Here is a 26,298-nt window from a genome sequence, read left to right on the forward strand (position 1 = left end):
AACTTATGTGGGAATTCCGACTCTAATTTAAGGTTCGACATTTTGCATTATATTCTACTAATACGTTCGGGGGATTAAAGAGGATTAGACAGTCGCAAAACTTCAGCAAAACAAAAAACTGTAAGGCAATTTTAAGAAATCGTCTCCTCTTTTTTTCTAAAAATAAATTCTTTCCTAATTTCCGAAATTTTGGAAACACCTACGGTATTCATCGCTTGGGCCAATCCTTCCGTATACTGACTGATGAGAAAACGAACTCCTGCGACTCCCCCTCCTACCGCGGAAATCGCCATAGGCCTGCCGATCAGAACATGATCTGCTCCAAGGGCGTGCATTTTAAAAACGTCTGCCCCGCTTCTGACCCCACCATCCACTGAGATCGGGAAATCTTTTCCCAAAGCCTCTCTGATCATAGGAAGAACTCTTGCAGTTCCCGGCATATCATCCAACACACGACCACCATGATTGGAAACAACGATCGCGTCTGCGCCTGCTTCTTTCGCAAGTATCGCATCTTCAGGGCTCATCACTCCCTTTAAAACAAAAGGAAGTTTTGTATAAGAACGTATTTTAGAAAGAGCGTCCACTCCTCTTGTAACAGAAGGGATCTTTTTCTGGACAAGCGTCTTAAAATTCACTGCGTCTATATCCATTCCGAGTGCAAGGATCCCCTGAGCTTCAGCTTCCTGGAATCTTTCTCGGATAAGACCTTCATCTTCTCTAGGCTTGCAGATCAGTATTCCTTTTCCATCCACCTTCTTCAAGGCTTCCAACATGATCAGATATTTTTCGGGACTGGCCCCATCACCTAACCACGCTAAGCTGCCGGACGCAAGACATCCTTCCAAAAGAACTGCAGCTAGAGTATACTCATCCATAGCTCCGCTCATGTTCGTAATTGCACCTGTCATGGGTGCGGACATAAATGAAGTGGATAATTTCTGACCTAAGAAGTTGACCTCAGTACTAGCTTGTACATTCTCTCGGATGTATCTAGGCAAAATGGAATATTCTTCCAATGCCTTTGTATTATCCTGGAAGCTAAGCATTCTTCCAACGCCGCCCATACCCGGAACTCCGGAGGCACAGTCCGTTCCATCACAAACTTTACAAACCCAACATACTTCCTTTCCGAATCTGGTTCTCGCATTCGCTGCGATCTCTTTTTCAGAAATAGAATAAAGCTCGTCGGAGTTAAATTTGATCGTCTCTAAAACTTTAGAGAATATATTCTCCGCTTGGTTTAGATTTTCCGCTGAGATGATTACGTGTCCGGTCTTTTCTATATTATTCGTAGGCTCCGGAATAATATCTCCTACTTTATGCAAAAGATAGATATCAGTCACACCTTCTATCTTTTTTGCATCTTCCAACCCTTCGATGGAAAGGAGTTTTCCCTTAGGAGCAAGAAGCGCTCTCTCTATCGAAACTCTATGGAATAAAGGATCTAAATTGTCGGGCTCTTCGCCTAACGCGATTAAGATGGCAGCGCGGTTTAGATTAATTCCGCTGGATAAAGGAAAAGTAAATGCAGACATAAAACCGCCGGAAAGTCTTGCTGCGATCTCTCCCACTTTTACTCCAGTCGGTGTTACTTTAATATCACCTTTTCCTGCACCTCTTCTGATACCGAGGGCCTGCATCCCTCGAAACATTACGTCTTCTATCTCTTTTTGGATCTCAGGAGAAAGAGAAGAAGGCATATTGTGCCCCATTTCTATAAAATATGGTTCTCTTTCGATGATCCGGTCGGCAAGACCTGTGATCCTATAATTTCCATCCCAGGCAAGAGCGTCTACCGACACCTCAGGTCCCGGCATATACTCTTCTAAGATCATTTCACCTGTGGGAGAATATTTTTTGGCGTGTTTAAAAGCAGCCTGTAGTTCTTCTCTATTATTAACTTTTACTACTCCGCGAGCACCCATATTATCCGCGGGTTTCATGACCAAAGGAAATTGTAGGAATTCCAACGCGTCACGAGTGTCTTGGATACTCCAAATAGCTGCAAATCCAGGAATTGGAACCCCTGCTTTTTTCAGACGTTCCCTCATCTTTACTTTATTAGAAGCTGCCTCGGCATCTACGAACCTAATCCCAGGAAGATCCAACGCATTTGCGACCGCAGCGACAGTCATACTCGCGTCAGTTCCCGCAGTGATTACTCCGTCAATCTTAGTTGTCGCTGATAATCTTTTAGATTCTCGGACCATTCCTTCTATGTCCTTTGTGGACATGACCATAGGAATATCACAAATTTTTAATCCAGGAGCTTCCGGATTCATATCAGCGACGACAGTTCTCAGAAGCATTGTCTTTGCAGTTTGGATGATGGGAACTTGTAAAAGTCCTCCGCCTATGATCAGGATCGTCTTACCGGCGATTTTTTTACTCACGGAAGGGCGCCGGCTCCTAATTCAGAACTTTCTAATATAGTTTCGGATTTTTCGTAAGTGGATACACTTCCCTTTCGGATAATTCCACCCGCGAGCAGATAATCAGAATCCAAAGGATAGAATACCGCGGATTGTCCGGGAGCTACACCTTTCACTTCTTCCAAAGGAAATACCTCTACAAAATTCTCATTTCGGACCACTTTAGCGCGGATCGGACGAGAACGATATCGTACTTGAACTCTGCATTCCGATCCTTCGTTTTCTAAAACTGGAGCCCAAGCTTGCAAATTCAGATCTTCTACAATAAAAGATCCCACAAAAGTTTGTCTCTCTTCTGCGAGCACGACAGTTCCGTCGTCTTGGATAGAGATAACGTATAACGGGGCCTTCCAAGCGATGCCTAGACCTTTTCTTTGGCCTATAGTGAAATTCTCTTTTCCGGAATGTTCTCCGATCACTTGACCGTTTTGTAATTTAAAAACTCCGGGAGTGAAATCGATATTTTTTTTGGCCAAAAACTTCCTATAATCGTTTTCAGGAATAAAACAGATCTCTTGAGACTCAGCCTTTTCTGCAACAGGCAATCCCATTCTTCTAGCGATCTCTCTTACTTCAGGTTTTGTCATTCCACCCAAAGGAAAAACTGTGTTCTTTAAGTTTTCCTGAGATAATCCGTAAAGGTAATACGCTTGGTTCTTATTCATATCTTGGGCGTTGGAAATCGCGTATCTTCCATCCACTTCTACGATATTCGCATAATGACCTGTTGCAATTTTATCGATCCCTAACGCAGATGCTTTATCGAATAACGCACCAAACTTCACAAAAGTATTACATTCTACACAAGGATTCGGGGTCTTCCCTTCCTTGTAATCGTTCACAAATCTATCTATGACCTTCTCTTGGAAAAGTTTCTCCATCTTGATCACATAAAAAGGAATGTTTAGAGAAAGACCTACATCTCTCGCGTCTCGAATATCTTCGGGAGAACAACAGGATTTTTTAGTAGTATCGCAGGCTGGAGCCTCGTATTCCCAGGTGCGAAGATTGACCCCGATCACCTCATAACCTTCTTCCATAAGAAGGCCAGCAGTAACCGCACTGTCCACCCCACCACTCATAGCTACTATGATCTTACCTTTACTCATTTTCCGGGACCGATTCCTTTCCTACTATACCAATAAGACTCCTTTTTGTGTCCAAAAGAATTCGATAGTTTTCCATCCAATTCCGCCCCAGGATCCCGACGATCCCCCTTCTATGGTCCGAATGTAATGCGTCCGGGGGGATCCCACCTGGAAAAACCTCCAATTCTGGTCTACAGAATCCGATCCCTTCCGAGTCATTCCTTACGAAAACGGGACAAAAAGGCCGAAGAGTTCGGATCTTGGCCTTTAGCCTTCCCCCTCCAAAATTAAATACGGTGGCTTCCTTCCCTTCTACATACTCCGTAGAATGATCCGATTTAATTGTATCCCAGTCCAGGACACTATATTCTGCGCCTGTGTCCAAGATCCAAGATTCCTTTCTGACTCCTGGAGGCCTAAGAAGAACTGCGGATGGTTGGCCGGATTTCAAATACAAAGGAAATAAATTTTCTTCCAAAAATCCAGGAGCAGGACTTGAAGTAGAAGATCTCCAAATAGAAATTTTTTCCGGAAGATCCAAGACGATCACCGAGCCTAAGAATGCATTCATTCCTAAAATCCCATCCACTCTAAGTTCTTTCGGAAATACATGGGAGAAAAATTCCACAGACTCGAAGGGGCGGATCCCTCCTATAAATAGATCGCTTCGGATCGTTCTTCTTACGGATTGAACGGAGCCTCCGGGAAAACTTGCACTCAAAACTCTTTTAGGAGAATTTTCAGGCACATGATCTTCCGCTAAAAAGGAAACGAACGCACCTGTATCTATCAGAAAACGTAAAGGTTCTCTTTCCTTTTCCAAAGAGAGATAGATGATAGGGAGATGATCCACTTCTTTTAGAGGAAGGCGAATCCAAATCCCGCCTGCATCCTTCTCATAGCGGATATAACCTGAGAATAAATTCCGAAAATCGAAAGTAGAACAAGATGTCAGAAAGGACAAGACTACAGTGAAGATCAGTCTTGTAAGAATATCTCTTTTTTTGAATGTACGATTTCCGAATGAATTCATGTCGAGATCTGAAAACCCGATTAGGCTCTCAAACTTGCGGAAAAAATCGATTCTTTTTTTGGTGGGAAATTTCCGGAGACGAACTCTCTAGAGAGTTCGTTTGGATTTTACAGTAGTTTTTTGATACAACGAGAATTCGGACAACGAGTGTAATCGATCACACAGTCCCTATATTCGATCCCTGTCTGGACATCCTTCGCTTTATATTCTATAAAACAGGAATAAGGCGCAAAATCGAACTCTTCCCTTCCTAGGGCGCGATTTCGGATCCGTTTACCGAGCTCAGCCTCTTCAATCTGGCTGATATAATAATGGTCCAGCTCAAGTTGTTTTTCCATGCTAGAGTTTTCGGCCGGAATTCAAAAATCGATAAGCCGGATTCTATTGGAAAAGAGGAAAAAAACTAGTTTTGGACCGGGATTTGGAAGGAAACAGTCCTGTTTTTACCGGAATGTTTTGCCTCGTAAAGTGCCTTATCCGCTCTTTCTATCAGATCCTTATTGTTTCTGTCGCTAGTCCAGAATTCGGAAACTCCGATGGAAAGTGTTACTTGGAAATCAGGCCCTCCGTTCGGATTCGGGATAGAAGTGGATTCTACCGCTTTTCGAAGACGTTCTCCCATTTCAAAACCGCGTTTTAGATCGGCCCCAGGCATAACTAAACAGAATTCTTCCCCGCCGTATCTTGCGGCGATATCGTGTTTTCCTGCACATTGAATAAGCCTTGCAGCGACCTCGATCAATACCTGGTCTCCAGCTTGGTGGCCATGAGTATCATTAAACTTTTTGAAATTATCCACGTCAGTGAATAGAAGAGCGAGGCTCGTTCTTTTTTTACGGCAACGTTACATCTCTTCTTTTAATTTCGTTTGGAAATAATGATGTACTTTTAGTCCGGTCATCATATCCACAGTGGCAAGCTCGTATAAACGAGAGTTTTCCACCGCAATCCCTGCTAAGGTAGAAAGAGTGGTAAGGAAGTCTCTATCTTCTTCCATCCATTCTCCCATCGTGATCTTTTCTCCCAAAAGAAGAAGACCGTTCACTTTACCTTTCGCGTTCAGAGGAATGATCAAATCCCCGCCGATCCTTCTTAGGAATTCAAGCTCCGGGCTCAAGCCCATCGCCTCTTCCACTTGATCGGGAGTCATTGCTTTTAATTTAGTTTCTAAAAATGTAACTAGAGGTGCATCCGTTTTGATCCTGAAACCTGCATCATCTTCCGCAAGATCGAATCCTTTAAAACTAGGCTCCAATTCGAAATAATTCGAGTCAGCTTCCGGAGCCAAAAAGATGGCCGCGCTCAATGTTTGAAGTTGAGCTAAACAAATATTTAAAATAGCATCTATTAGATACTTATAATCCAATGTGGAATTAAGAGCTTTACTAATCTCGAGAAGTTGTTTCTGATCATAGATCTTCTTCTCGTAGTACTCGATCATCAATGGATCATTGTCTTTTCCGATCAACTGTGGAATCTCCCAATACAAAACTGAAAAGATAATTTCTTTCGCTAATCCGTTTCTTCACCGACGGACTCTTGAACAATTTCCGTGAAGTTATTTCCGCTGAGGTAGTAGCATCAAAAAGCTTTCCTCGGGGAAATCAAACTCTTTTTAGTTTTTCATTTGACTTTCAGCCTGGGTTAAGGAAACATGGTTTTAGACGCCGCGCGGTGGAGCAGCCGGTAGCTCGTTGGGCTCATAACCCAAAGGTCACAGGTTCGAATCCTGTCCGCGCTAGAGCGTTTTATCTCAAATCATTATCCTCAAAAGTAGACAAAGAGACGTTTAATTTCTACTTTTTCTACTCTTTCCTTATAAAAAAGAAATAAATCTCTTATCTGCTAATCCTTTCTATTTAGTTCCGAGTTCTTTAGAACGTTCCGTCGCTCTTTTGACTGCGGAGATGATTGCAAAAGGAAACTGATTTTTCTCCAGCTCTTCCAAACCTGCAATCGTAGTTCCTCCGGGAGAAGTTACTTTGTTCTTCAAAACTTCTGGATGAGTTTCCGGATTTTTTTCCAATTCTTTGGAAAGCAATTCTGCAGCGCCTGATACGGTATGAATAGCTAATTCTAAGGATTGAGCGTATGCGAGTCCGGAGGCAACACCACCTTCCGCCAAACTTTGAATAAACCTAAGTACATAGGCCGGCCCGGATCCTGACAATCCAGTCACCGCATCCAATAGTTCTTCCTTAGACAATTCCAAACAATAAGAGATAGGAGAGAAGATCTCCTTCAAACTTTCATAGAGGTCCTTGTCCCCGTAATAACCTAAGGCGCCCTTACCCACTAAAATAGGAAGATTGGGCATGATACGGACCACTTTAGAACCGTTCGGAGAAGAAGAAGTTAGAGTCCCCGTATCAATTCCCGCTGCCACGGATAGGATCGCCTTTGGAGATTCTAATGTTTTTAAGGTTTTAGCAACATCCGCAGGTTTAATTGCAAGAATGATCAGGTCCGCTTTTTTCTGGAACTGGGACCAATCGGATTCAAGGATCATTCCTTCGGCCTTCTTCGGATCTAGATAAGGATCGAAACCGATCACATCTATTTTTCTAGACTGGAGAGATCTATAAATTGCACCGCCCATATTCCCACAGCCGATGATCCCGATTTTAGTATATTTCATGTTCTTTCTCCGAATATTGCGGTCCCGATCCTAAGATAATCGCTTCCTTCTTCCAATGCAATCCTGTAATCACCGGACATTCCCATGGATAATTTTCCTTGGGGAAAAAATTCCTTTCTCAACTCAGAAATCTCTCTAAACACTTTTCGGGTCGGCTCAGGTTCTCCTGAACTCGGCCCCATGGTCATAAATCCTTCCAAGCTACAATACTCCGAAGAAAGATTCTCCGGTTTTTGCAAAAGATCCAAAACTTCTTCTTTAGTAAAACCGGACTTACTATCTTCTCCAGTAAGATTTACTTGCATAAAGTATTTCAGCTCCCAACGGTCCTGGTCCATTCTCCTTTTCAATTCTTCTAGGATCTTTATAGAACCGACCCCATGAACGAAAGAATATAACCCTGCATACTTTCTAATATGTGAAGATTGGACGGGACCTATATGATGTAGGATGAAATTTTCGCCCGGCTTTCCAAGAGAGGAAAATTTTTCGATCCCTTCCTGGACACGATTCTCGCCGAAATGTAAAACTCCTCCGGCAATCGCTTCGATCACTTTTTCTTTGGGCTGGAATTTAGAAACAGCAATGAGTGTAGGAGTTCCTACAGGTTTTAAATTTCCCAACTCCCGAACGATAGAATGATAATGTTCTGAAACTCCCACGGACCCTCGGGAGGTCTACTCGGTCTTGGAATTTTTCTTTAGACCGGAGACTTCTTTTTCCAGAATTTCCACACGCTTGCGAAGGGAAATTTTTTTATTCTTCTTTTTAGGAGAAGAGTTTTTCATTCCTAATTTCTTTTCCAAACGACCTACTCTCTTTTCCAAAGAACTGATCTTAGCGTTTACTCCGGAATTGGAAGATTTGCGTTTCTTATACTTTTTAGAATAACGTTTTTCTTTTTTAAGTTTCGGGCCGTCGTCGTATTCTACAAGACTCTCATCTCTTTGTTTAGTTCTTGGGCGATCCATTTCCTCTCTACGAGGAAGATCCGAATTTTCGGAAACTTTTTCTCTTTGCTCTGACTTTTCGGTCACTTTAGCGTTTGGAAGATCCTTCTTCTCTTTTCCTAATCCTGGAACTTCGTATTCTTGTTTTGGCAGAGATTGGGAAGAAGGTTCAGTAACCGGTTCTTTCGGTTTGGAAAAATCAGAATCGAAGTTTTGATTTTGGGATAGATCCCTATTTTCAGGGACTTCTTCCGGGGTAAGGATGGTCCTTTCCGGTTGGGACTTCTCTTCTACCGAAACATTTTTGTCCTTATACCAGGCTGCGATCCTTTCTCTTTCTACGTATAAATAGAAAGCCAAAGATCCAAGTAATAAGATCAATAGTCCGCTGAGTAGGATTTTGAGAATATCCCGGTTCATAAAATACCTTGGTTTATTATCGGCTACGAGGACCCCAGAATTTGGCAAAAAACGAAGCTTCTTATTAGGAGAACTGCAAAATCTACCGAAAGGACTAGAGTGAGTAAGGGCAGATTTTTCCTATGTTTTCTGATCAGTATCTGGTTTCTGCCTAGCCCCAGCTGGGCACCCCCCGTCAAAAGAGACGAAGACGAAGCAAATAAGGTCCTACAATTAGAAAAAGTACTCTTAGATTGGAAGCATTACAATCTTTTTCTAGTAGATTCGTTCGAAGGAGAGAGACCTTGGGAAATTTACAGAGGTATCTCTTTTCTCAATCGGATTGATTATGTTTCCCAGGTCCCAAACTCTCCCGCATTCTTGAAAGAGAGAGAATTATACAAGGCATCTCCTACAGAAGAATACAGATCCATGATGATCCAAACGTTCTTCGAAAATCCAAAACATGAACATTTGGAAATACGCCCAAAAGAACCGATCAGTCTACCGATTGGAATTCCTACAAGGGTATTCTTTTGGGCATACTCCTTGAACCATAACGTGGTTTTGGAACTTGTGTTTCATCAGAAAAAATCCAAAGAGATCGTTTTGGAATTGGGTGATCTGAAGTTTGACGGTTGGAAAAGAGTCGAAGCACAAATCTCAGTTCCTGCGAAAAATATTCGATTAAACCAATCTTTACGTTTTCCTCTAGAGTTAGTTTCTATCCGGATCAAACCGAATCCTTTCCAACCTAAAGGTGAATTTTATTTTTATATGGATCGTTTAGGGATACTGATCGATAGCAGAGAAGAGTCTTATCCAGGAGCAGAGGTCAAAGACAATTGGGGTACTGCTCTTTAAGGAATTCTTCTAACTCCCCTGGCTTCTTAGAATTAAATCGAAAAGTATTCCAATTCATATAACCTGCGACTTCCACATTCGTAGCATTATCGTCTACGAACACATAATCTTTTCCCGGAAAATCAGTCTCAATCCATTGATAATATTCCTGGGCGGGCTTTCTAACTCCCATCTCACAGGAAAAATATAGAGCATTTAAAGAATGAAGAACTTCTCCTATCTCAGGAAATTTTAAGATCTCTTTGTACCAGATAGAATAGTTACTTGCTAAAATCACCGAGAAACCTTTGGCTCTTAGGCTTTTGACTATATCAATACTCTCTTGGATCGGACGGACGCTTGAAAACATCTTCTCTTTCAAGTCTTTAGGGTGAGGAAGTCCTTTGTCCTTATATGAATCCAGATAGAAACGATTAAAAAAATCCTCTTCTTCAATTCTTCCCATTTCAAAATCTAAGAAGGCTTGCTTTTCCCGACCGTTCTTAAAATCTTCCCAATGTTCTCTGGGTAGAAGTTCTTTTAATGCCAGATGGAACGGATCATGGATCAATGTGTCCATCAGGTCGAATACGAAAAGAGGAGATCTCATACCACTATGCTAATAACGTATCGGATTTTGACGATCCTTCTTTGGCCCTTGGTCCTCGTTTTCTCTCTTTTCATTCCGAGCGCCAGAAATTTTCTTAAAGTGCGAAAACTAGATAAGAATAGAATTCTCTCCTACCCTTTTTCCTCTAAAGGCCAGAAGGTAATCTGGATGCACGCTGCTTCTGTGGGAGAATTGGATCAATGCAAAGCGGTCGCTCAGGTTTATAAGAAGAAGGAACCAGAAACGTTTCTACTCCAAACCGTTTTTTCCGATTCAGTAAGAGACTCTAGTTTGGAAGCCTTTCCTGCAGATCTGAAATTCCGTCTCCCTTTGGATTTTCCTTGGAGTTACAATTTTATTTTCGATAAGTTCAAGCCTGAGACTCTGGTTTGTATGGCCTGGGACAGATGGCCGAATTTATTACTCGGAGCAAAAAAAAGAAAGATCCAAACAATCCTTGCCTCTGCTGTGATCACTCCTCCCAAAAATTTCTTAAAAAGAAAATTTTATAAAGCAGCATTTTCATTATTCGATAAAATTCTCACTTCGCATTCTTCGGGAGAAGAAAAGTTTCGAGAACTACTGGGGAACAAGGCCTCAATCAAAACTTTAGGTGATTCTAGATTCGATTCAGTCATTCAAAAAATAGAGTCTAGTCAAAAAGAATTCAAAAGACCTAAAAATTATCCTTTCTCTCGAGTGTTTCTTCTCGCATCTACTTACGAGCCTTGTGAAAATTTACTTCTTCCTCTTCTAAAAGAATCCTCTCTTCAAAATTCTTCTTTCTGGATCTTTCCTCATAAAACGGATCCAACAAGGATACAAAAATTAGAAGAAGAGATCCGGTCTATTACTGAAGACTATTCTCTTTATTCCAGATCGGATTTCGATTCCATCCAATCCAAAGTGATCTTATTTGATGTGCTCGGGATTTTAGCACATGCGTACAGAGCGGCAGACTTTGCATACATCGGAGGAGCCTTACATAATAGAGTGCATAATGTTTTGGAACCTGCTTATTTCGGACTTCCGTTATTAACCGGACCGAGGATCCATCATGCTCCGGAAGCGATCGAGCTGAATCATAGAGGCGGATTATTCATCATCCAAACTAGAGAAGAAGTTTTAGAGATCCTGCAATTAAGTTCCGAGCGGAAAGAAGCCATTCGTTTTTCCAATAGACAATTTGTGGAAACCGGCCGAGGAGCCGCAGAGAGAATCTATAACGAAATTTCTTTATAGATTCCGCACAGAGCCCACAGAGAACACAGAGGGCTTTATGTAGGAGTTCCAATGTCTCGAACTTTTTCTCTCCGTGGCTTCGCGGCTCTGCGTGGAAACAACCTTGCGCCTCTCCTAAACTCTGTCATCTTTGTACCCTCTGCGCGAAACAAAAAATCCTTTTCTCCCACTTGATAATCAAAGATACTGGGGTGGAAATGTCCATCTACCGTTGCACAGCCGTAAGTTTAAAATCGACCGCCTTGGATTTTAAGGGAAACCGAGAAAAGATCCTAGCTGCGATCCAGGCCAACGAAACTTCTTCTTTAATCTTATTTCCGGAACTTTGTATCTCTGGTTACGGTTGCGAGGACGCTTTCTATTTTCCTTGGGTTTGGGAACAATCTTGGAAAAGCCTTCTAGAAATTGCTAAACATACTTCCCAAAAAACGGTAATTGTAGGACTTCCATTCTTCCAAAGCCCCTATCTATTCAATGTAGCTGCAGTCTTACAGAACGGAAAAATATTAGGACTTGTCCCAAAACAAAATTTAGCTCAAACCGGAGTTCATTACGAGAACAGATGGTTCACAAAAGGAGAAGAATCCAGAAATTATGCGATCACTCCGGATGGATCCGAACTCCCCTTCGGTTCTTTATTATTCGAAAGTCCTAATTTTAATTTTGGAATAGAGATCTGCGAAGACTCTTGGGTTCAAACAAGACCTGGGCAATATCTGGTAGAAGCTGGAGCAGATCTAATCCTTTCTCCTGGCGCCTCCCATTTCGCTTTGGGGAAACAAGACATTCGTAAAAAAATGTTCTCGGAATCTTCCCGAAATTCTTCTACTGCGATCCTATTCGCAAATTTAAACGGAAATGAATCCGGTCGTTTGATCTTCGAAGGAGGATGTTTAGGGATTGTAGACGGAAATGTAAAACAAGAAGGACCAAAACTTCATTTTACTGATTTCGAATGCACTCATCTTGAATTGGATTCGTCCGAGCTTAGATCCAATCGTGCCAGAAATTTCAGATCTTCCGGCACAAGGGAATTCAGATCCAGAGGAAAAGGGCTCCAAAGGATAGAATTACTTCCATTACAAACAAGAGAAACTATCTCGAAAGAAGTTAAGGTCTCGAACACAAATCTATTCGAAGATTTTACGAGAGCAACTTCACTCGGATTATTCGATTATCTGATCAAATCCAAGACCAAGGGTTACACCTTATCCCTTTCCGGTGGAGCGGATAGTGCAGCCTGTGCGCTTCTTGTAAAAGCAGGGATCTTGTTCTCTGAAAAAGAATTAGGACAAAAGTATCTGGAATCCTTGGGTTTAATTCCAAATCAGCTATTATTCACACTTTTCCAGGGAACGGAAAATAACTCTGAACAAACCAAAAATACCGCAAAAGAACTTTCAGAAGAATTAGGTTTTCCTCATTCCTCTATTACTGTAGATTCCGAAGTAAAATCTATGCTGGAAAAGATTTCCGCTGTCAAAGGTTTAATTCCGAATTGGACAGACCATAATCTCGCACTCCAAAATATACAAGCAAGGGTGAGATCCCCCTTAATCTGGTTACTTGCAAACTTAAACGGACATCTTCTTCTCTCCACTGGGAACAGAAGTGAAGCGAGTGTCGGATATACTACAATGGATGGAGATTCTTCCGGTTCAGTTGCCCCTCTCACGGGAGTCAGTAAAGAGTTTTTACTTTCCTGGCTTAAGAACGTTTATGAAGGAAAGGATCCGATCCTACCTAAGATCCAGGCTTTAGAAGGAATTTTAAATTCTAAACCTACTGCAGAACTAAAACCGCTCTCCGAAAAGCAGGAGGATGAAAAAGATCTAATGCCTTATCCTCTTCTCCAAAAGCTGGAAAGGAATTTTGTGTTCTTAGGAAAATCTCCCGATGATCTTTTAGAAACTCAGGAATGGTCCGATCCAAAACAAGCGGAAGAAGGTAAGAAAAAATTCCTGAAATTATTCTCTGCAAGCCAATGGAAAAGAGAAAGGCTTCCACCTTCTTTCCATTTAGACGAATACGGATTGGATCCAAAATCCAGTTTCCGTTTTCCGATCCTAAGTGAGATCTCTTTTTAGGTTCACACGGAGCTCACAGAGAACGCGGAGGATTTTGTAGGAACTCCAACAGAACTTTCATTCCTTCGCGGATTCGCGTGAAATATATTATAAAAGTTTTTTGGGTTCACGCCAAGGCGCAAAGACGCTAAGGATTTTTTGATTCTTTCTAACTCCGTGAACTCAGTGCTCTCTGTGCGAAACATTTTAGTAATTTAGTTCGCACGGAGCTCACAGAGAACGCGGAGGATTTTGTAGGAACTCCAACAGAACTTTCATTCCTTCGCGGATTCGCGTGAAATATATTATAAAAGTTTTTTGGGTTCACGCCAAGGCGCAAAGACGCAGGATTTTTTGATTCTTTCTAACTCCGTGAACTCAGTGTTCTCTGTGCGAAACATTTTAGTAATTTAGTTCACACAGAGCTCACGGAGAACACGGAGGATTTTGTAGGAACTCCAACAGAACTTTCATTCCTTCGCGGATTCGCGTGAAATATATTATAAAAGTTTTTTGGGTTCACGCCAAGGCGCAAAGACGCTAAGGATTTTTTGATTCTTTCTAACTCCGTGAACTCAGTGTTCTCTGTGCGAAACATTTGAGTAATTTAGTTCGCACGGAGCTCAAAGAGAACACGGAGGATTTTGTAGGAACTCCAACAGAACTTTCATTCCTTCGCGGCTTCGCGTGAAATTGTTTAAGGAGTTTTTTGGGTTCACGCCAAGACGCAAAGACGCTAAGGATTTTTTGATTTTTCCAACTCAGTGTTCTCTGTGCGAAACATTTGAGTAATTTAGTTCACACAGAGCTCACGGAGGCCACAGAGAGTTTTGTAGGAATTCCAACAAAACCTTCTTCTCCTTCGCGACTTCGCGTGGAAAAAGAATACGGAAAATAAAATCTTCACATCCCGGCTTGCTCGTATGCTCTTTGCTTATCCTTCTGCACTTGTTCCAATTGTTGTATCATCGTCTGATGAATGGTTTCCAGTTTTTTCTCTTGCTCAGGATCTCCGGAACCTTTTTGGAGATCGACTAGGTATTTTACGATTTCCAATCTGTCCTTGGATTGTTTTTCCATAAAATCATAATATGTGGAAACCTGATCTTTGGAAGCGGTGCGGCTTAAAACTGCTCTAGTAGCTTCGGATACTTTTTGTTCGAAAACTTTTTTCTGTTCTTTTTCTGCAGGGGTCATTCTGCTCGGAAGTAAGGAGTTATTCGGGAACTTCTCCTTTAATTGGGCAAATCGTTCCATCTCTTCATTTGTATATGGTTTTCCGGTTTGTGGATTTACCGGATTATTCGAATCCGTAGCAGGAGCTCCCGACTTGTTTTCGGAAGAACCATCCCCACTTACTTCGGGCTCTCTATATTCTGCCTTGCCTGCCTTATAAAAATCTGAGTTAGAATCGAATAAAGAAGGGTCTGCCCCGGTCTTACCGTAGGAAGAATTTCGAGAAGAAGAACCCATTCCTCCGCCGAATACACTAGCTAAGGCTTCTGCCTCACTTTGTTTACTCTTTGCGTCGGAATTTTCGTCATCAGTCGAGAAAAGTACAACGAGTAGGAAAATGAATACTACAATGAAAATTGCTGAAAATAATAAAGTGCGAACTCTAGTCACGATGAGGAAGCCCCATTTTTTTAGTTGTAAGACCACTCCAAGGTCGAATTCTATCCTTGTGGGTTGTAAATTTAGGATTCAAGAGACCCAAAAGACGGGCAACCTAAAAAACCCTGCCTTTCGGGCGGTTTTATTGTCCTTTTTCCTTTTATTCGCTTCTTGCGGTACGAATACCGAAGTGGCCCAGTCTCCCTTCGTCTTCATTACTCCGGTTGCCGTCCCTCAAATTTTTTCTATTACCGCTAAATACGATAATCTTGATCCACATAGACCTGAATATGATCTGAAATACTATGTTACGAATTTAGAACCTCAATTCGTAGGATATAATTTGTATATCACCTTCGCGATCCCTTCCGCCGGAGAAACGACTAGTGGTGCTAATCTCTATTTAGAAAACGGGGTCCAACCTTCTTTTCCACAACTCGCAGTGCAGGCTTCAACTGCAAATGTAGTAACTCAAACAATCGAGAATCTACAACCATTCTCTCCTGTTCAGATGTTCCAAAAATGTGAAGTGTATACGTTTACGCTTAGGGCATTATTGAATACAGGGATCACATCCAATATGTCCACTCCGATCACCAGATGTAGCACAATCTATCCGGATCATTGTGGAACAAACACGAGCTGTAATCCTACTGCCTGCACAACATCCAGTTGTTCTTCTTCTACCCAAGCCTTATGCCCTGTAGGAACTGCATGTAATCCTTGCACAAAAGGAGTCGCAGCCACAGGTTGCGCCTGCCCTGCGGGAGAATCTCCGCCGGGTTGTAATCTATGACAGAGGGCCCCGAGTCCAAATTTATTATCCAAAAAGGAAGCGCATACGTAGTCGCGACCCCGATCGGAAATCTAGAAGACATCACCTTTAGAGCAGTTCAGGTCCTCAAACAAGCAGACATGATCTATTGTGAAAATTCTTCTCATAGCAGAAGACTTTTTCAAACCTATGAAATTTCCACACCGGCAAGGACCTTATACAAAGACCAAGGTTCCGAACCGTACAAAGCGATCATAGAAGATCTAAAATCCGGAAAGACATTAGCACTTGTTTCGGATGCAGGAACTCCTGGAGTTTCTGATCCTGGCTCCCAACTTGTAAGGATCTTGAGAGAAGAGAATATTCCAATCGTTCCCATCCCTGGAGCAAGCGCTCTTACTTCTATGCTTTCTATTTCCGGATGGCAGGTGCAACCTTCTCTTTTCCTTGGATTTCTTTCGGAAAAAAAAGGGAAGAAACGCAACCAACTCAAGGAATGGGAAAACTTCGAAGGAGTTCTAACCATCTTCGAATCCGTGCATAGGATCCGGGACACCCTCGCCGCAATCAGAGAAATATTCCCAAATTCTCCCATCCTTTTAGGGAGAGAATTGACCAAAATCCATGAGGAAATCTTAAAAATAGAACCCGTTCAGCCGATAGAATCCCTGAAATTCCCGGAAAAGGGAGAATTTGTAGTATTAATCTATACAAATCCTAAAAAAATGCTTAACGGACGTGTCGGATATGCCGATACTTTGGAGTGAGAGGGAAAACCCATGACTATCGATAAAATTGGCGGCATTGGTGGAGGATCTTACGAGCCACGTAAATCTACTCCTGTTCGCAAAACTGAATCTAAGGAATCATTCGACAATATTTCTATTTCCGATACCGCAAAGCAGAAGGCTTCTGAAGCGCGTATCCAAGCGGAAGTGCAAACGATTTCTCAAAAGATCGTAGCAAGCCCTGTAGACTCAGAGCGCTCTGCGAAACTTAAGGAAGTTAAGGAAAAATTAAAGAACGGAGATTATGATAATCTCAGCCCTGAATTACTGAATGCAGTCGCTGATCGTATTGCAGAATCTTTTTTAGGCCGTTAATTCATCACTGAACCCGGAGTTGTTTCCCTTGGATTCCGGGTTCTACTTATCTCCTCTCAAATCATAAGGGAGAACGACACAAAATGCCGATACTCCCCGACTGGATCAATTTTAGTTTTCCCACCAAAATCCATTTTGAAGCAGATTGTGGTTTCAAAATGGGAAATTTCGTAAAGAATGTTGGAAGTCGTGCTGTCATTCTCTCCACCCAGAGCGAGTTGGAGAATATGGATGAATTCTCCATCATCAAAACTTCTTTAGAAAAACATATAGATGGTGTTATCCTCTACGACAATATAGAGAAGGAGCCAACATTAAAAGAACTAGATACTGCTGCATATTTTGCGAGGATCTCCAACGCAAACTGCATTATTGGTTACGGTTCCTACGAAAGTTTAAATACTGCCAAGTTAGTTTCCTTACTCGCGAATAACGATTCTTTTGCGGAAGATGTTTTTATACTAAGAAAAACGCAAAGACTTAAAAAACCGATCCCTCTTATTTTAATCCCGACCCATCCAGTGATGGGACTGGAATGTTCCCCTACTGCAACCGTTTACATGGACGATGATAGAACTGTTCGTTATTTTTCACATGAACATCTTTTTCCGGAGATGGTGATCGCAGATGCTAAGATCAGTAGTTTTATGACTTCCGCAGACGTTGCGAAAGTTGGAGTTGGGATCTTGGCAGCTGCAGTGGATAGCATTCTTTCCAAATACTCAAACGAGCTTACAAACTCTTCTTCATTGCGCGCCATAGAGATCATTTATAAAAACTTGGTTCCTGCGATCAGAGACCCTAAGAATTTACAATACAAGAACGCAATCTTCGGTGCGAGTTTACTTGTAGGAATGTCCCATTCTTCCAGTTCATTAGGACTTTGTTATGCACTTTCTTTGGCAGCTTCCAATCTGACAAATTTGGATGTTTTTCAGGCGATGTCCATTCTTCTCCCCCATGTGATGGAATACAACCTCACCTCCTCCGCGGGTAAATACGTAATGATCGCGAAAGCTTTGGATGAAGACATCACTAATATTTCAGTGATCGAGGCTGCGATCAAAGCTGTAGAAGGGATCCGTAAAATTTATATCGAACTTAAGATTCCACAAAGGCTTTCGGAATACGAGGTTCGTAAAATAGATCTGCCGGGGATAGCAAGCCTTGCTTCTTCTTTTCCTTTCCTGGATTCTCTTCCGAGAGAACTTCCTAAAAACGAGATCGAAACAATCTTAGTCGCTGCGTTCTAGTTCGTTTCGCACAGAGGCCACTGAGAACACAGAGGGTTTTTATCGGTTCCCGAGTAATCTGAGCAAAAGCGAAGATTGTATCGCACGCGGGAGCGTCACGAAGTTGGGAACATATTAGTATTAAATTTTTCCTTTAACCTCCCTTCGATACAATTTTCACTTCGTGAAAATCACTCAGGGACCACTCCTTCTTCTCTTCGCGACTTCGCGTGAAAATTATTGAACGAGTTTTTTGGTTCACGCAAAGGCGCTAAGACGTCAAGGGTTTGGATATTGTAAGTTTCTAACTCTGTGTCTCCGTGAACTCCGTGTGAAATTTCCAATCTTTATAGTTCGCACAGAGAACACTGAGGTCACAGAGGGTTTATTATTTTAGGAACTTCTACTGAGAACCATCCTATTCTACGTGCCGTTTCTGAACTCCGTGTGAACCGAAAAAAATAGCCTTATGTCTTTGAAAAATATTTGAAAGGCGGGGTCGGACTTCGAAAATGTAGACACATGAGCGAAGAATCCATAGACACGATCATCGGAGAAGATATCCAATTCCGAGGAAAATTGCGTTTCAATAACGCACTCAAGATCAAGGGCCAATTTAAGGGCACGATTGAAACAACCGGATCCCTGATCGTGGGAGAGACCGGTAGGGTCGAAGCTGATATAGAAACCGGAACCCTCGAAATCGAAGGGGATCTCAAAGGAAATATCAGCGCTTCTTCTAAAGTATCCGTTCGCAAGACCGGAAAATTAGTAGGAGATGTTCGCACCCCGGATCTGGAAATAGAATCAGGAGCAAAATTTAGCGGGAACTGCATCATGTAATTATGCCCCAGCATGGACCCGAATTTCATAATCTACCTAATTCATCCATACAGGGCTTAACAGGTCTTCAATCTCATATATTCAAATCTAAATTCGGGCAAGTCTCGAACTCAGGCCAAATCCTTGGCTTGAGTATAGCGGATCTTCCTTCTCCCTTCCTTCTTCCTGATATGGATGAATCCATTAAAACCATTCAGTCAGCTATAAAAGAAAACAGATCCATTCTACTTTATGGAGACAGGGATAGCGACGGGGTTTGTTCCACAAGTCTACTCGCCTCTTTTCTGCAAGGGATCCATCCAGGAAAACTCACAGTAAAAACTTCGAGCGAAGAAGATTACGGACTTTGTGCTCCCGCGATGCAGTATGTGAGGGAAGTAAAACCGGATCTTCTGATCACTCTTGATTTTGGTACGAGCAATAGCGCTGAAATCGAGGAACTAAACCAAGAAGGGATTCAAGTGGTGGTCTTGGATCACCATGAGATCCCGGAAAGGATCCCTTCTGCATGTAAATTGATCTCTCCTAAACGAGGAGATTCTTTATATCCGACTGAAAAGATCTGCACGTCCGTGATCGCATGGAAACTGGTCACCGCATGGCTTTATACTACATTAGAAAATTATGATTCTTATTACTGGGTCCCGGATGGAGAAACATTCTTTAGCGGAAGTTTAGTCCAAAAAGGGATCAAACTTTTCCAGGGAGATAAATCCGAAGCTGAAAAACGTTTTGGAGGAAATTTTATCAATTGGGGAAAAGTTTCCAAAACACAATTTCCAGAAAGAGAAGTTTTCTTTTCCCAGATATCGGGATCACCTGCAGTATGGGAACAGGTCCAAAAAAATTTGGATCTGGCTTCTATAGGAACTATCACTGACATGATGCCTCTTGTAGGAGAAAATCGGATCATCGTAAAAGAAGGATGTGTTTCTCTTCAAAGGATCAAGACTGGAGAATTTTCTCATCGCCCGGGTCTATACCAACTTTTAGCACAATTGGATTTAGATAAGAAGAAGGTTCTTTCCAGAGATCTAGGCTGGAGTATTGGGCCCGCACTCAATGCCGCGGGAAGAATGCAAAAAACGGAAACTGCACTCGGTCTTTTACTTTCTAACTCCAACAAAGAAGCGGAAAATCTTGCTACTGACCTTCTAAAATTAAACGAAGAAAGAAGAGAAAGAACCAAACGTAATCTATTCAGGGTAGAAGGTTTTCTAAAAAGAAAAAGAGAAAGAACGGAAAGGCCTATTCTATTCTGCTATGAGCCGGACTTCGAACCTGGAGTTTCCGGGATCGTCGCAACAAGACTCGTAGAACAATACAAAAGACCCGTAGTATTTATCGCCCCGGACCATGGACACGCAAAAGGAAGTGTAAGAGCTTACGGAACGGAAAACGTTCTGAACTTATTAAAAAAAGCGGAAGATATTTTTCATCAATTCGGGGGCCATAAGGAAGCGGGAGGATTTTCACTTTCTATAGATCGGATCCCGAAATTAGCAGAAATACTTTTTCAAGAAGCAGGTAGCTGGTTAGAAGAAGAAAAAGTTTCAAACATTGCAGAAGAGACCAAAAGTTTAGTAAGCCTAAGACCACAAGAACTAAGAGAAAATATTTATACAGAACTTGGGATCTTCGAACCTTTCGGAATGGAAAACCCAACTCCATTACTTTCCATCAAAGGAGCTAAAATACTTTCTTATAGACCTTTATCCGATGGAAAACATGCAAGATTTAAAATTTTAGCCTCTTCAGAATCGATCCAAGCGATCATTTGGAATAAGGCGGAAGAATTTTCCAGAGTTCTAAGAGAAAAAGGAGAATTGGATCTTTGGGGAACTTTGGAAGAAAACACTTTTAAAGGCAAAACTAGCCTACAATTCGTGATCCAATTTTTCGAATAAGATCAATCTTCCGAATCTGAAAAATCCGAAGCTTCCGCAGAATCCTCTTTTGATTTAGAAGATTCTCCATTCTGGCGGCCTTTTCGATTTTTATCCCGAAAACGACCTTCTCTCTCTTTGCGATTCTTGTTCGGACGACCACCTTCTTTGCGGCCTCCTCCACCACCGATACTATTTGGCAGCACAGGTCTTTTTCTAAGAGAAATCTCCCAGAAGAATGCGGATTGTAAAGCTTGATCGTTATTATCCGCAATCGCATTTATCTTAAAGACGTAGAATGCATCGTAGAAGAAGTCTTTTTTACGGAAAAAATTATTCTGAGTGGCTTTATCGTCCTCTGTATGAGTAAATCTTTCTTGAGAAGCGAAAACCTTGATCAGTCTTTCCTTATCTTTTTTAGGAGTTCCGAGTCTTTGGAAAATAGGCTCTAGGGCCTGTTTGAGAGAAGCAACCAAATGCCCCCCACTCTTCTTAGATAAAGACTCTTCGACTAAATCGGAAAATAAAAGTGCATAGAAGATCTGAGGAGTAAGTTCCTCTCTTTCGGATAATAGTTTATCTGCGATCGCCAGGCGTTTACCTACCCTGGTTTCCAAAAACTTGTCTCCGAAGTCAGGATTCTTTTTACGTTCTCTTTCGAAAGCATCCTTAAACAAAACTTCCAATAAGGAATTTTGGGCCATACCTTGGAAGATAAGTGAAGTTCTCCAGGTGCGGAAGATTTTATTATACTCTTCCAACATACGGGACGAAGAAGCCTTCTCCAATTCGTATGCATTCTTCTTGATAGACTTAGAAGTTCCGCGATCGATCTTTAATCCAAGCAACACAGCAAATTTAACTGCACGCAACATTCTCACAGGATCTTCCCTGAAAGAAATGTCGGGGTTTCCGATCACCCTGAGTTGTCTGCCTTGGATATCTTCGTATCCACCAACATAATCCACGATGGAATCGTTACGAATATCATAGTATAACGCGTTGATCGTGAAGTCTCTTCGAGCAGCATCTTCTTGAGGAGTTCCGAATTTATTATCTCTCTTGATCAGATAATCCTGATCTTCGACAGGTTTTTCAAAACGATGTTCCGGAAGAGAACGGAAAGTACTGACCTCGATCACCTTTCCCTTAAATAGGATATGAACGATCTTGAATCTGCGACCGATAATTCTGCAGTTATTAAAGATTTTTTTAATTTGGTTCGGAGTCGCGTTCGTGACCACGTCGAAATCTTTGGGTTTACGTCCCAAGAGAAGATCTCGAACTCCTCCGCCCACTATATAGGCCTTGTATCCGAATTTATGAAGACGATGAATGATCTTGACCGCATCCTCGTCGATCATAGTCTTGCGAACCGGATGCGAATCCCTGTAAAATCTCTTTCCCTCCGGATAAATAAGAATGTCGTCGACGGATCCTATTTTTTTCTTGAAGAGATTGGACAGAAATTTCATATGATGGGATAGTTAAGTCCTATAATCCCCGTCGGACCCCTACCTGCAAGTAAAAATCTATGAACAACGAGGCAAAGTTCGAAGACCGCCCCAGAGCCGCAGAAAGGCTGAAGATTCAGTATCTTCGCTTTCGTTCTTCCTGGCTAAAAATGAAAGAAAAGGGGTCTCGGAAAATTTCTTTCCTACTTGTACCTCACGATCACGAAGCAGTACTCAATGTGGAGCTCAGCGTTTTTATGGCTGCGTTTTTAGGAGTACTTTCCGTCCTACTTTTTCTTCTCGCGAGCGCATTCGTAGTCTATATGAATTTTTTCTTCGTCCCGAATCGGGAACTGATCCGAGAAACTGATAATAATGTCGGGCTATTCTTGTATTATAACTCTCTTTTGAAAGACGCTAAAAAAGAAATTTCAGGACTCGAAAAGAAAACTGAACAACTGAATCTAGTCGCGTGGGAAGAAGTTCCATGGAAAAGGATCCTTACCTTCGACTATGTGCCCGAGTTCAGTTTGAAAAAAAATGTACCAGAGTCTTCGACTAACATGGATTTATACCAAGATACTGTAGAAGGATTCGCCGAAAGAAATATAGAACTCTATAAGATCAAACATGCATTCCAAAACGCATTCGATTATCTAGAAGAGAGAGAATCCATTCTATACGCGATGCCTAGAGGTAGACCTCTTAAGCCCGGAGTCGGATTTGTTACTTCCACTTTCGGAGGAAGGGTGGATCCATTCGGACTTGTAGAAATGGGAGAATTCCATTCTGGGATAGATTTTGCCGCAGGGGAAGGAACTCCAATCTATGCGACCGCTCCCGGGATTATAGAAGATAATGGACAATCTGCGGGTGGACTTGGAAAAAGTATTCGTATCAATCATTTGAACGGATTTTATACCGTATATGGCCACTGTTCCTTAGTCTTAGTAGAGAAGGGACAGATCGTAACAAGAGGGCAACATATCGGTAATGTAGGTTCGACAGGAAAAGCGACCGGTCCCCATGTTCATTACGAGGTCCATATAGGTTATGATCCTCCGATGGACCCTGCAGAATTTGTGAATATGGAATAATTATTAAATCTCTCCGAAACTTTCCCGGTTCGGGGAACGAATACTAGGGAAAAAAGATCCAAAGAAGGAACCATGTATAAAGTCATTGAGATTCCCGGACTCGTACCTTTCGTCCAGAAATACATTAGCAGCGGTTGGGAAGGAATTTCCACATTCAGTATATTAGTAGTCTTCGCCTTTTTGGCGGCTTCTTATCTTCTACCGAAAGAATTAGAGAGAAAAAATTTAGATCCGGTTCATGCGGATTGGCTTTTGATCCTAGGGGTCTTCGGAACATTCGTAGGCGCTAAAGTATTTTTCATTTTTGAGATCTGGGATCAGATCTTCGTAGATACTCCCGGTTTCGACGGAAAGTATGCGTATCCCCTCACCCACTTCGAAGGTTTTCCGGGACGTATGGGACTTTGGTCCAGTTTATTCTCCGGAAGCGGTCTTGTATTCTACGGAGGGTTCCTATTCGGGATCTTGTTCATTAGCCTTTACATGATCCAAAACAAATTGAATGTAAAAGAGTATTTGGACGCTGCCGTTCCAAGCATGGCATTAGGTTACGCGATTGGTAGATTAGGATGTTTTGTTTCCGGAGACGGTTGTTACGGATTCGCAACTCATACTCATATTCCACTTCTTACATTTACCTATTGGCCAACAAGCGCCGTGCCAAGTGGTGTACCCGTATGGAACACTCCAATCATGGAATCCATCGTTTCCTTTTTGTATTTTCTATACTTCCAGAAATGGGCAAGATTCCAAAACTTTAAACGTTTCAGTTTAGGGGCTCAATATCTGATCCTTCATGGAATTGCAAGACTTGCGATTGAATTCTTAAGAGTAAATAAAGCGGTGATCCCATTCTTTGATCCTCCTACCCAAGCGAATATCCCAGGAGCAGCAGTAGAAACTACTACCTTCTTAAACGGGTATTACTGGCATGGATTCTCTCAATCCCAATATGTTTCGATCGCGATCATCCTGGTTGGTGTATTTTTCTTAGTGAAATGGAAACTCTGGGAAAAAGAACCAGTCCCAGCTTAATCTGTAAAAACTAGTTCACACAGAGTACACTGAGAACACAGAGGGTTTGGCAAATAAAAGCCAAACCTTCTTTTTGTACGGCTTCACGCGCGATACACTTCGCATTCGCGAAAGCACTTAAGACCGACGTTCTGTTTTTACTGCCCAAGCTCTGTGAACTCGGTGGTCTCTGTGCGAAACTTGTTTTTGTAATTTAGTTCACACAGAGTGCACTGAGAACACAGAGGGTTTGGCAAATAAAAAGCCAAACCTTCTTTTTGTACGGCTTCGCGCGCTATACACTTCGCATTCGCGAAAGTACTTAAGACCGACGTTCTGTTTTTACTGCCCCAAGCTCTGTGACCTCGGTGGTCTCTGTGCGAAATTTATTTTAATAATTGGTTCGCACGGAGCACACTGAGAACACGGAGGGTTCGGTAAATAAAGGCCAGATCTTCTTTTCTCCGAGGCTTTGCGTCTCGGCGTGAAAATGCAACTAAGAGCTACCCTCTCGTCTCACTCACCGGAGGCAGCGTGAATATTTTCACCTTTGATGGTTCGGATCATGTCAGCTGTATTTAGATAATTGGTAGTTTTAAAAAGAACTTTGCCATCAGGAGAGAAAATTACAAAGAAAGGAAGACCGATTTTCAACTCAGGGAATCTAGGATCATTCTCATACTGAGCAAAGTCTTTATCATCGTCCCTGACTTTTAAGAGGATCGCTTTTCCGAGAGCTTGGTTCAAACTCGGATCGGATAAAGTCAATTCTTCGAATGCCTTGCAGTTGGAACACCAATCCGCATAGAAGTCCGCAAATACCAAACGATCTTCATTACGAGCAGTCTCGAATGCGGTCTCCGAAATTCTATGCCATTCTAAATTCCCATGCTCTTCTACTACGTCTTTTTTGACCCCACCGTTTAAGGTTCCCCAACCTGCCAGACGGATCAGGATCGCACTACAACATACAAATCCTGTAAGAAGTAATGCACGTTTCGTTCTTTCAGTGCGAAGAAGAGAAGCGGACTGATAAAAGTAAGCTGTAGTCAAAACTCCAAGCCCAGCGGCTAAGATGCCAAGACTTAGATCCGTAGGAACAGACCATAATTGCATCGCCTTATTATAATAGGACCAAGCGAAATAGAAAACGATCAGACCCAAAACCATTTGGATCCATCTGGTCCATTTTCCGGTTTTAGGAAGTGAAAGTCCGAACACTCCCAAAAATAAGAAAGGTAGTCCAAGTCCGAATCCGAATAAGGACATCTTAAATGCAGAAAGTGTAATGGAACCAAAACTTACGCTTTGGACTCCTGCAGTAACTTGGATCAGGATCGCGACTACTACAGGCCCTACACAAGGTGAAGATAAAAAGCCAGCCCCCATTCCTAAAAGAAATGTTCCTTTCCAACCTTCTCCGCCTCTCCACTCTTTAGAGGGAAAAATCGGTAAATATAAAAATCCTAAGGAAGCAAGTGCGAGTAAGAATATTAGAACAGCAAGAAAAAGATTTGTGGCAGGAAATCTTAAGACAGTATTAAAGGCTCCTCCCGAAATTCCAGCAACAAGGCCGAAGCAGAAATACATAAATGCCAGGCCGAAATAGTAAACAAGAGGATGGAAAAATTTATTACTATTACTACATTCTCCCCTAGCTTGGATGATACCGACTGTAATCGGATACAAAGGATACACGCAAGGAAGAAGGCTCGCGCAAAGTCCTCCGGCGATCAGAAAAAGAGCGGAATCGAAACCGAATTCAGAACCGGAAACGCCAGTCTCCATCCAGCGGCTCAGGGAACCCATCCAAGAACCGGAAACATCCGAGCCCTGAGCAAATATAGAAGAAGTAAAAAATGGAAGTACTAAGAGGGCGATCTTAGGCGAAAAAAATATTTTGGAAAGGAAAATCCGAACTTTCTTCATGGGATGGACAGTTAGACCCAAACAGGATTTCTATTTCTCCTAAGATT

General features: G+C 42.1%; 22 protein-coding genes, 1 tRNA gene and 1 pseudogene. 12 read left to right on the forward strand and 12 right to left on the reverse strand.

Annotated features, from left to right (window positions below; genetic code table 11):
• Positions 1-131 precede the first annotated feature (131 nt).
• From EHQ64_RS09865 to EHQ64_RS09885, 5 genes and pseudogenes are all read right to left on the reverse strand, one after another.
• Entirely contained in the window at positions 132-2,417 is a 2,286-nt protein-coding gene (locus EHQ64_RS09865; RefSeq protein ID WP_342775349.1) for an alpha-hydroxy-acid oxidizing protein, read from the reverse strand.
• Positions 2,393-3,544 (reverse strand): tRNA 2-thiouridine(34) synthase MnmA, encoded by a 1,152-nt coding sequence (gene mnmA, locus EHQ64_RS09870; RefSeq protein ID WP_135649319.1) that lies wholly within the window; start codon positions 3,542-3,544, stop codon positions 2,393-2,395. The genes EHQ64_RS09865 and mnmA overlap by 25 nt, the downstream gene beginning before the upstream one ends.
• Positions 3,537-4,556 carry a retropepsin-like aspartic protease gene (locus EHQ64_RS09875; RefSeq protein WP_135649320.1) on the reverse strand — a complete coding sequence of 340 codons (1,020 nt, stop codon included), beginning with the start codon at positions 4,554-4,556 and terminating at the stop codon, positions 3,537-3,539. Before EHQ64_RS09875 ends, mnmA begins: the two co-directional genes overlap by 8 nt.
• 107 nt (positions 4,557-4,663) lie before the next feature.
• Positions 4,664-4,894, reverse strand: a complete 231-nt coding sequence (locus tag EHQ64_RS09880) for a hypothetical protein (RefSeq protein WP_135649321.1) — start codon at positions 4,892-4,894, stop codon at positions 4,664-4,666.
• 65 nt (positions 4,895-4,959) lie between these two features.
• Positions 4,960-6,024 (reverse strand): annotated as a pseudogene (locus EHQ64_RS09885) (diguanylate cyclase domain-containing protein).
• A gap of 200 nt (positions 6,025-6,224) precedes the next feature.
• Between EHQ64_RS09885 and EHQ64_RS09890 the strand changes: the two are divergent.
• Positions 6,225-6,297: transfer RNA gene (locus tag EHQ64_RS09890), tRNA-Met, on the forward strand.
• Between the two features lie 114 nt (positions 6,298-6,411).
• Here the strand turns inward: EHQ64_RS09890 and proC are convergent.
• Genes proC through EHQ64_RS09905 form a run of 3 tightly spaced genes read right to left on the reverse strand, consistent with a single transcriptional unit; the run spans position 6,412 to position 8,564 of the window.
• Positions 6,412-7,194, reverse strand: a complete 783-nt coding sequence (proC, locus tag EHQ64_RS09895) for a pyrroline-5-carboxylate reductase (RefSeq protein ID WP_135649322.1) — start codon at positions 7,192-7,194, stop codon at positions 6,412-6,414.
• On the reverse strand, positions 7,191-7,856 hold the full coding sequence (locus EHQ64_RS09900) for a YggS family pyridoxal phosphate-dependent enzyme (RefSeq protein WP_135649323.1): 666 nt from the start codon (positions 7,854-7,856) through the stop codon (positions 7,191-7,193). Before EHQ64_RS09900 ends, proC begins: the two co-directional genes overlap by 4 nt.
• Before the next feature lie 15 nt (positions 7,857-7,871).
• Positions 7,872-8,564 carry a hypothetical protein gene (locus EHQ64_RS09905; RefSeq protein WP_246048682.1) on the reverse strand — a complete coding sequence of 231 codons (693 nt, stop codon included), beginning with the start codon at positions 8,562-8,564 and terminating at the stop codon, positions 7,872-7,874.
• A gap of 99 nt (positions 8,565-8,663) precedes the next feature.
• On the opposite strand from EHQ64_RS09905, the gene EHQ64_RS09910 reads away from it, so the two are divergent.
• Positions 8,664-9,407 carry a flagellar filament outer layer protein FlaA gene (locus EHQ64_RS09910; RefSeq protein ID WP_135649325.1) on the forward strand — a complete coding sequence of 248 codons (744 nt, stop codon included), beginning with the start codon at positions 8,664-8,666 and terminating at the stop codon, positions 9,405-9,407.
• On the opposite strand, the gene EHQ64_RS09915 is transcribed toward EHQ64_RS09910, so the two are convergent.
• Positions 9,379-9,996 (reverse strand): HAD family hydrolase, encoded by a 618-nt coding sequence (locus EHQ64_RS09915; RefSeq protein WP_135649326.1) that lies wholly within the window; start codon positions 9,994-9,996, stop codon positions 9,379-9,381. The two genes, EHQ64_RS09910 and EHQ64_RS09915, sit on opposite strands and share 29 nt — an antisense overlap.
• Positions 9,997-10,002: 6 nt before the next feature.
• Here EHQ64_RS09915 and EHQ64_RS09920 point away from each other — a divergent pair, with 6 nt between their 5' ends.
• Both EHQ64_RS09920 and nadE read left to right on the forward strand, forming a co-directional pair.
• A complete protein-coding gene (locus EHQ64_RS09920) occupies positions 10,003-11,238 on the forward strand; it encodes a 3-deoxy-D-manno-octulosonic acid transferase (RefSeq protein ID WP_135649327.1) in 1,236 nt (411 codons plus the stop codon).
• A 197-nt stretch (positions 11,239-11,435) separates the two neighbouring features.
• Complete coding sequence (nadE, locus tag EHQ64_RS09925) at positions 11,436-13,325, forward strand: NAD(+) synthase (RefSeq protein ID WP_135649328.1); 1,890 nt, start codon at positions 11,436-11,438, stop codon at positions 13,323-13,325.
• A gap of 882 nt (positions 13,326-14,207) precedes the next feature.
• Here the strand turns inward: nadE and EHQ64_RS09930 are convergent.
• A complete protein-coding gene (locus tag EHQ64_RS09930; protein WP_425460410.1) occupies positions 14,208-14,930 on the reverse strand; it encodes an LIC_20245 family lipoprotein in 723 nt (240 codons plus the stop codon).
• Between the two features lie 58 nt (positions 14,931-14,988).
• Here EHQ64_RS09930 and EHQ64_RS09935 point away from each other — a divergent pair, with 58 nt between their 5' ends.
• The 6 genes from EHQ64_RS09935 (at position 14,989) to recJ (ending at position 20,778) form a co-directional block, all read left to right on the forward strand.
• Positions 14,989-15,714: an LIC11073 family putative lipoprotein gene (locus EHQ64_RS09935; protein ID WP_425460415.1), complete on the forward strand. Its 726-nt coding sequence runs from the start codon at positions 14,989-14,991 to the stop codon at positions 15,712-15,714.
• A complete protein-coding gene (gene rsmI, locus EHQ64_RS09940; RefSeq protein WP_135649330.1) occupies positions 15,711-16,460 on the forward strand; it encodes a 16S rRNA (cytidine(1402)-2'-O)-methyltransferase in 750 nt (249 codons plus the stop codon). Before EHQ64_RS09935 ends, rsmI begins: the two co-directional genes overlap by 4 nt.
• Positions 16,461-16,472: 12 nt before the next feature.
• Positions 16,473-16,796 (forward strand): flagellar biosynthesis anti-sigma factor FlgM, encoded by a 324-nt coding sequence (locus tag EHQ64_RS09945; RefSeq protein ID WP_135649331.1) that lies wholly within the window; start codon positions 16,473-16,475, stop codon positions 16,794-16,796.
• An 83-nt stretch (positions 16,797-16,879) separates the two neighbouring features.
• A complete protein-coding gene (locus EHQ64_RS09950) occupies positions 16,880-18,049 on the forward strand; it encodes an iron-containing alcohol dehydrogenase (RefSeq protein ID WP_135649332.1) in 1,170 nt (389 codons plus the stop codon).
• Positions 18,050-18,550: 501 nt separating this feature from the next.
• Positions 18,551-18,871, forward strand: a complete 321-nt coding sequence (locus EHQ64_RS09955; RefSeq protein ID WP_135649333.1) for a bactofilin family protein — start codon at positions 18,551-18,553, stop codon at positions 18,869-18,871.
• A gap of 2 nt (positions 18,872-18,873) precedes the next feature.
• On the forward strand, positions 18,874-20,778 hold the full coding sequence (gene recJ, locus EHQ64_RS09960; RefSeq protein WP_135649334.1) for a single-stranded-DNA-specific exonuclease RecJ: 1,905 nt from the start codon (positions 18,874-18,876) through the stop codon (positions 20,776-20,778).
• A 2-nt stretch (positions 20,779-20,780) separates the two neighbouring features.
• Here the strand turns inward: recJ and pcnB are convergent, their stop codons facing one another.
• Positions 20,781-22,232 (reverse strand): polynucleotide adenylyltransferase PcnB, encoded by a 1,452-nt coding sequence (pcnB, locus tag EHQ64_RS09965; RefSeq protein WP_135649335.1) that lies wholly within the window; start codon positions 22,230-22,232, stop codon positions 20,781-20,783.
• 59 nt (positions 22,233-22,291) lie between these two features.
• Here pcnB and EHQ64_RS09970 point away from each other — a divergent pair, with 59 nt between their 5' ends.
• Complete coding sequence (locus EHQ64_RS09970; RefSeq protein WP_135649336.1) at positions 22,292-23,308, forward strand: M23 family metallopeptidase; 1,017 nt, start codon at positions 22,292-22,294, stop codon at positions 23,306-23,308.
• Between the two features lie 72 nt (positions 23,309-23,380).
• Positions 23,381-24,343 (forward strand): prolipoprotein diacylglyceryl transferase, encoded by a 963-nt coding sequence (locus EHQ64_RS09975; RefSeq protein ID WP_135649337.1) that lies wholly within the window; start codon positions 23,381-23,383, stop codon positions 24,341-24,343.
• A gap of 495 nt (positions 24,344-24,838) precedes the next feature.
• Here the strand turns inward: EHQ64_RS09975 and EHQ64_RS09980 are convergent, their stop codons facing one another.
• A complete protein-coding gene (locus EHQ64_RS09980; protein ID WP_135649338.1) occupies positions 24,839-26,251 on the reverse strand; it encodes a protein-disulfide reductase DsbD family protein in 1,413 nt (470 codons plus the stop codon).
• Positions 26,252-26,298 lie beyond the last annotated feature (47 nt).

The organism is Leptospira sarikeiensis (assembly GCF_004769615.1).
Lineage (GTDB): Bacteria > Spirochaetota > Leptospiria > Leptospirales > Leptospiraceae > Leptospira_B > Leptospira_B sarikeiensis.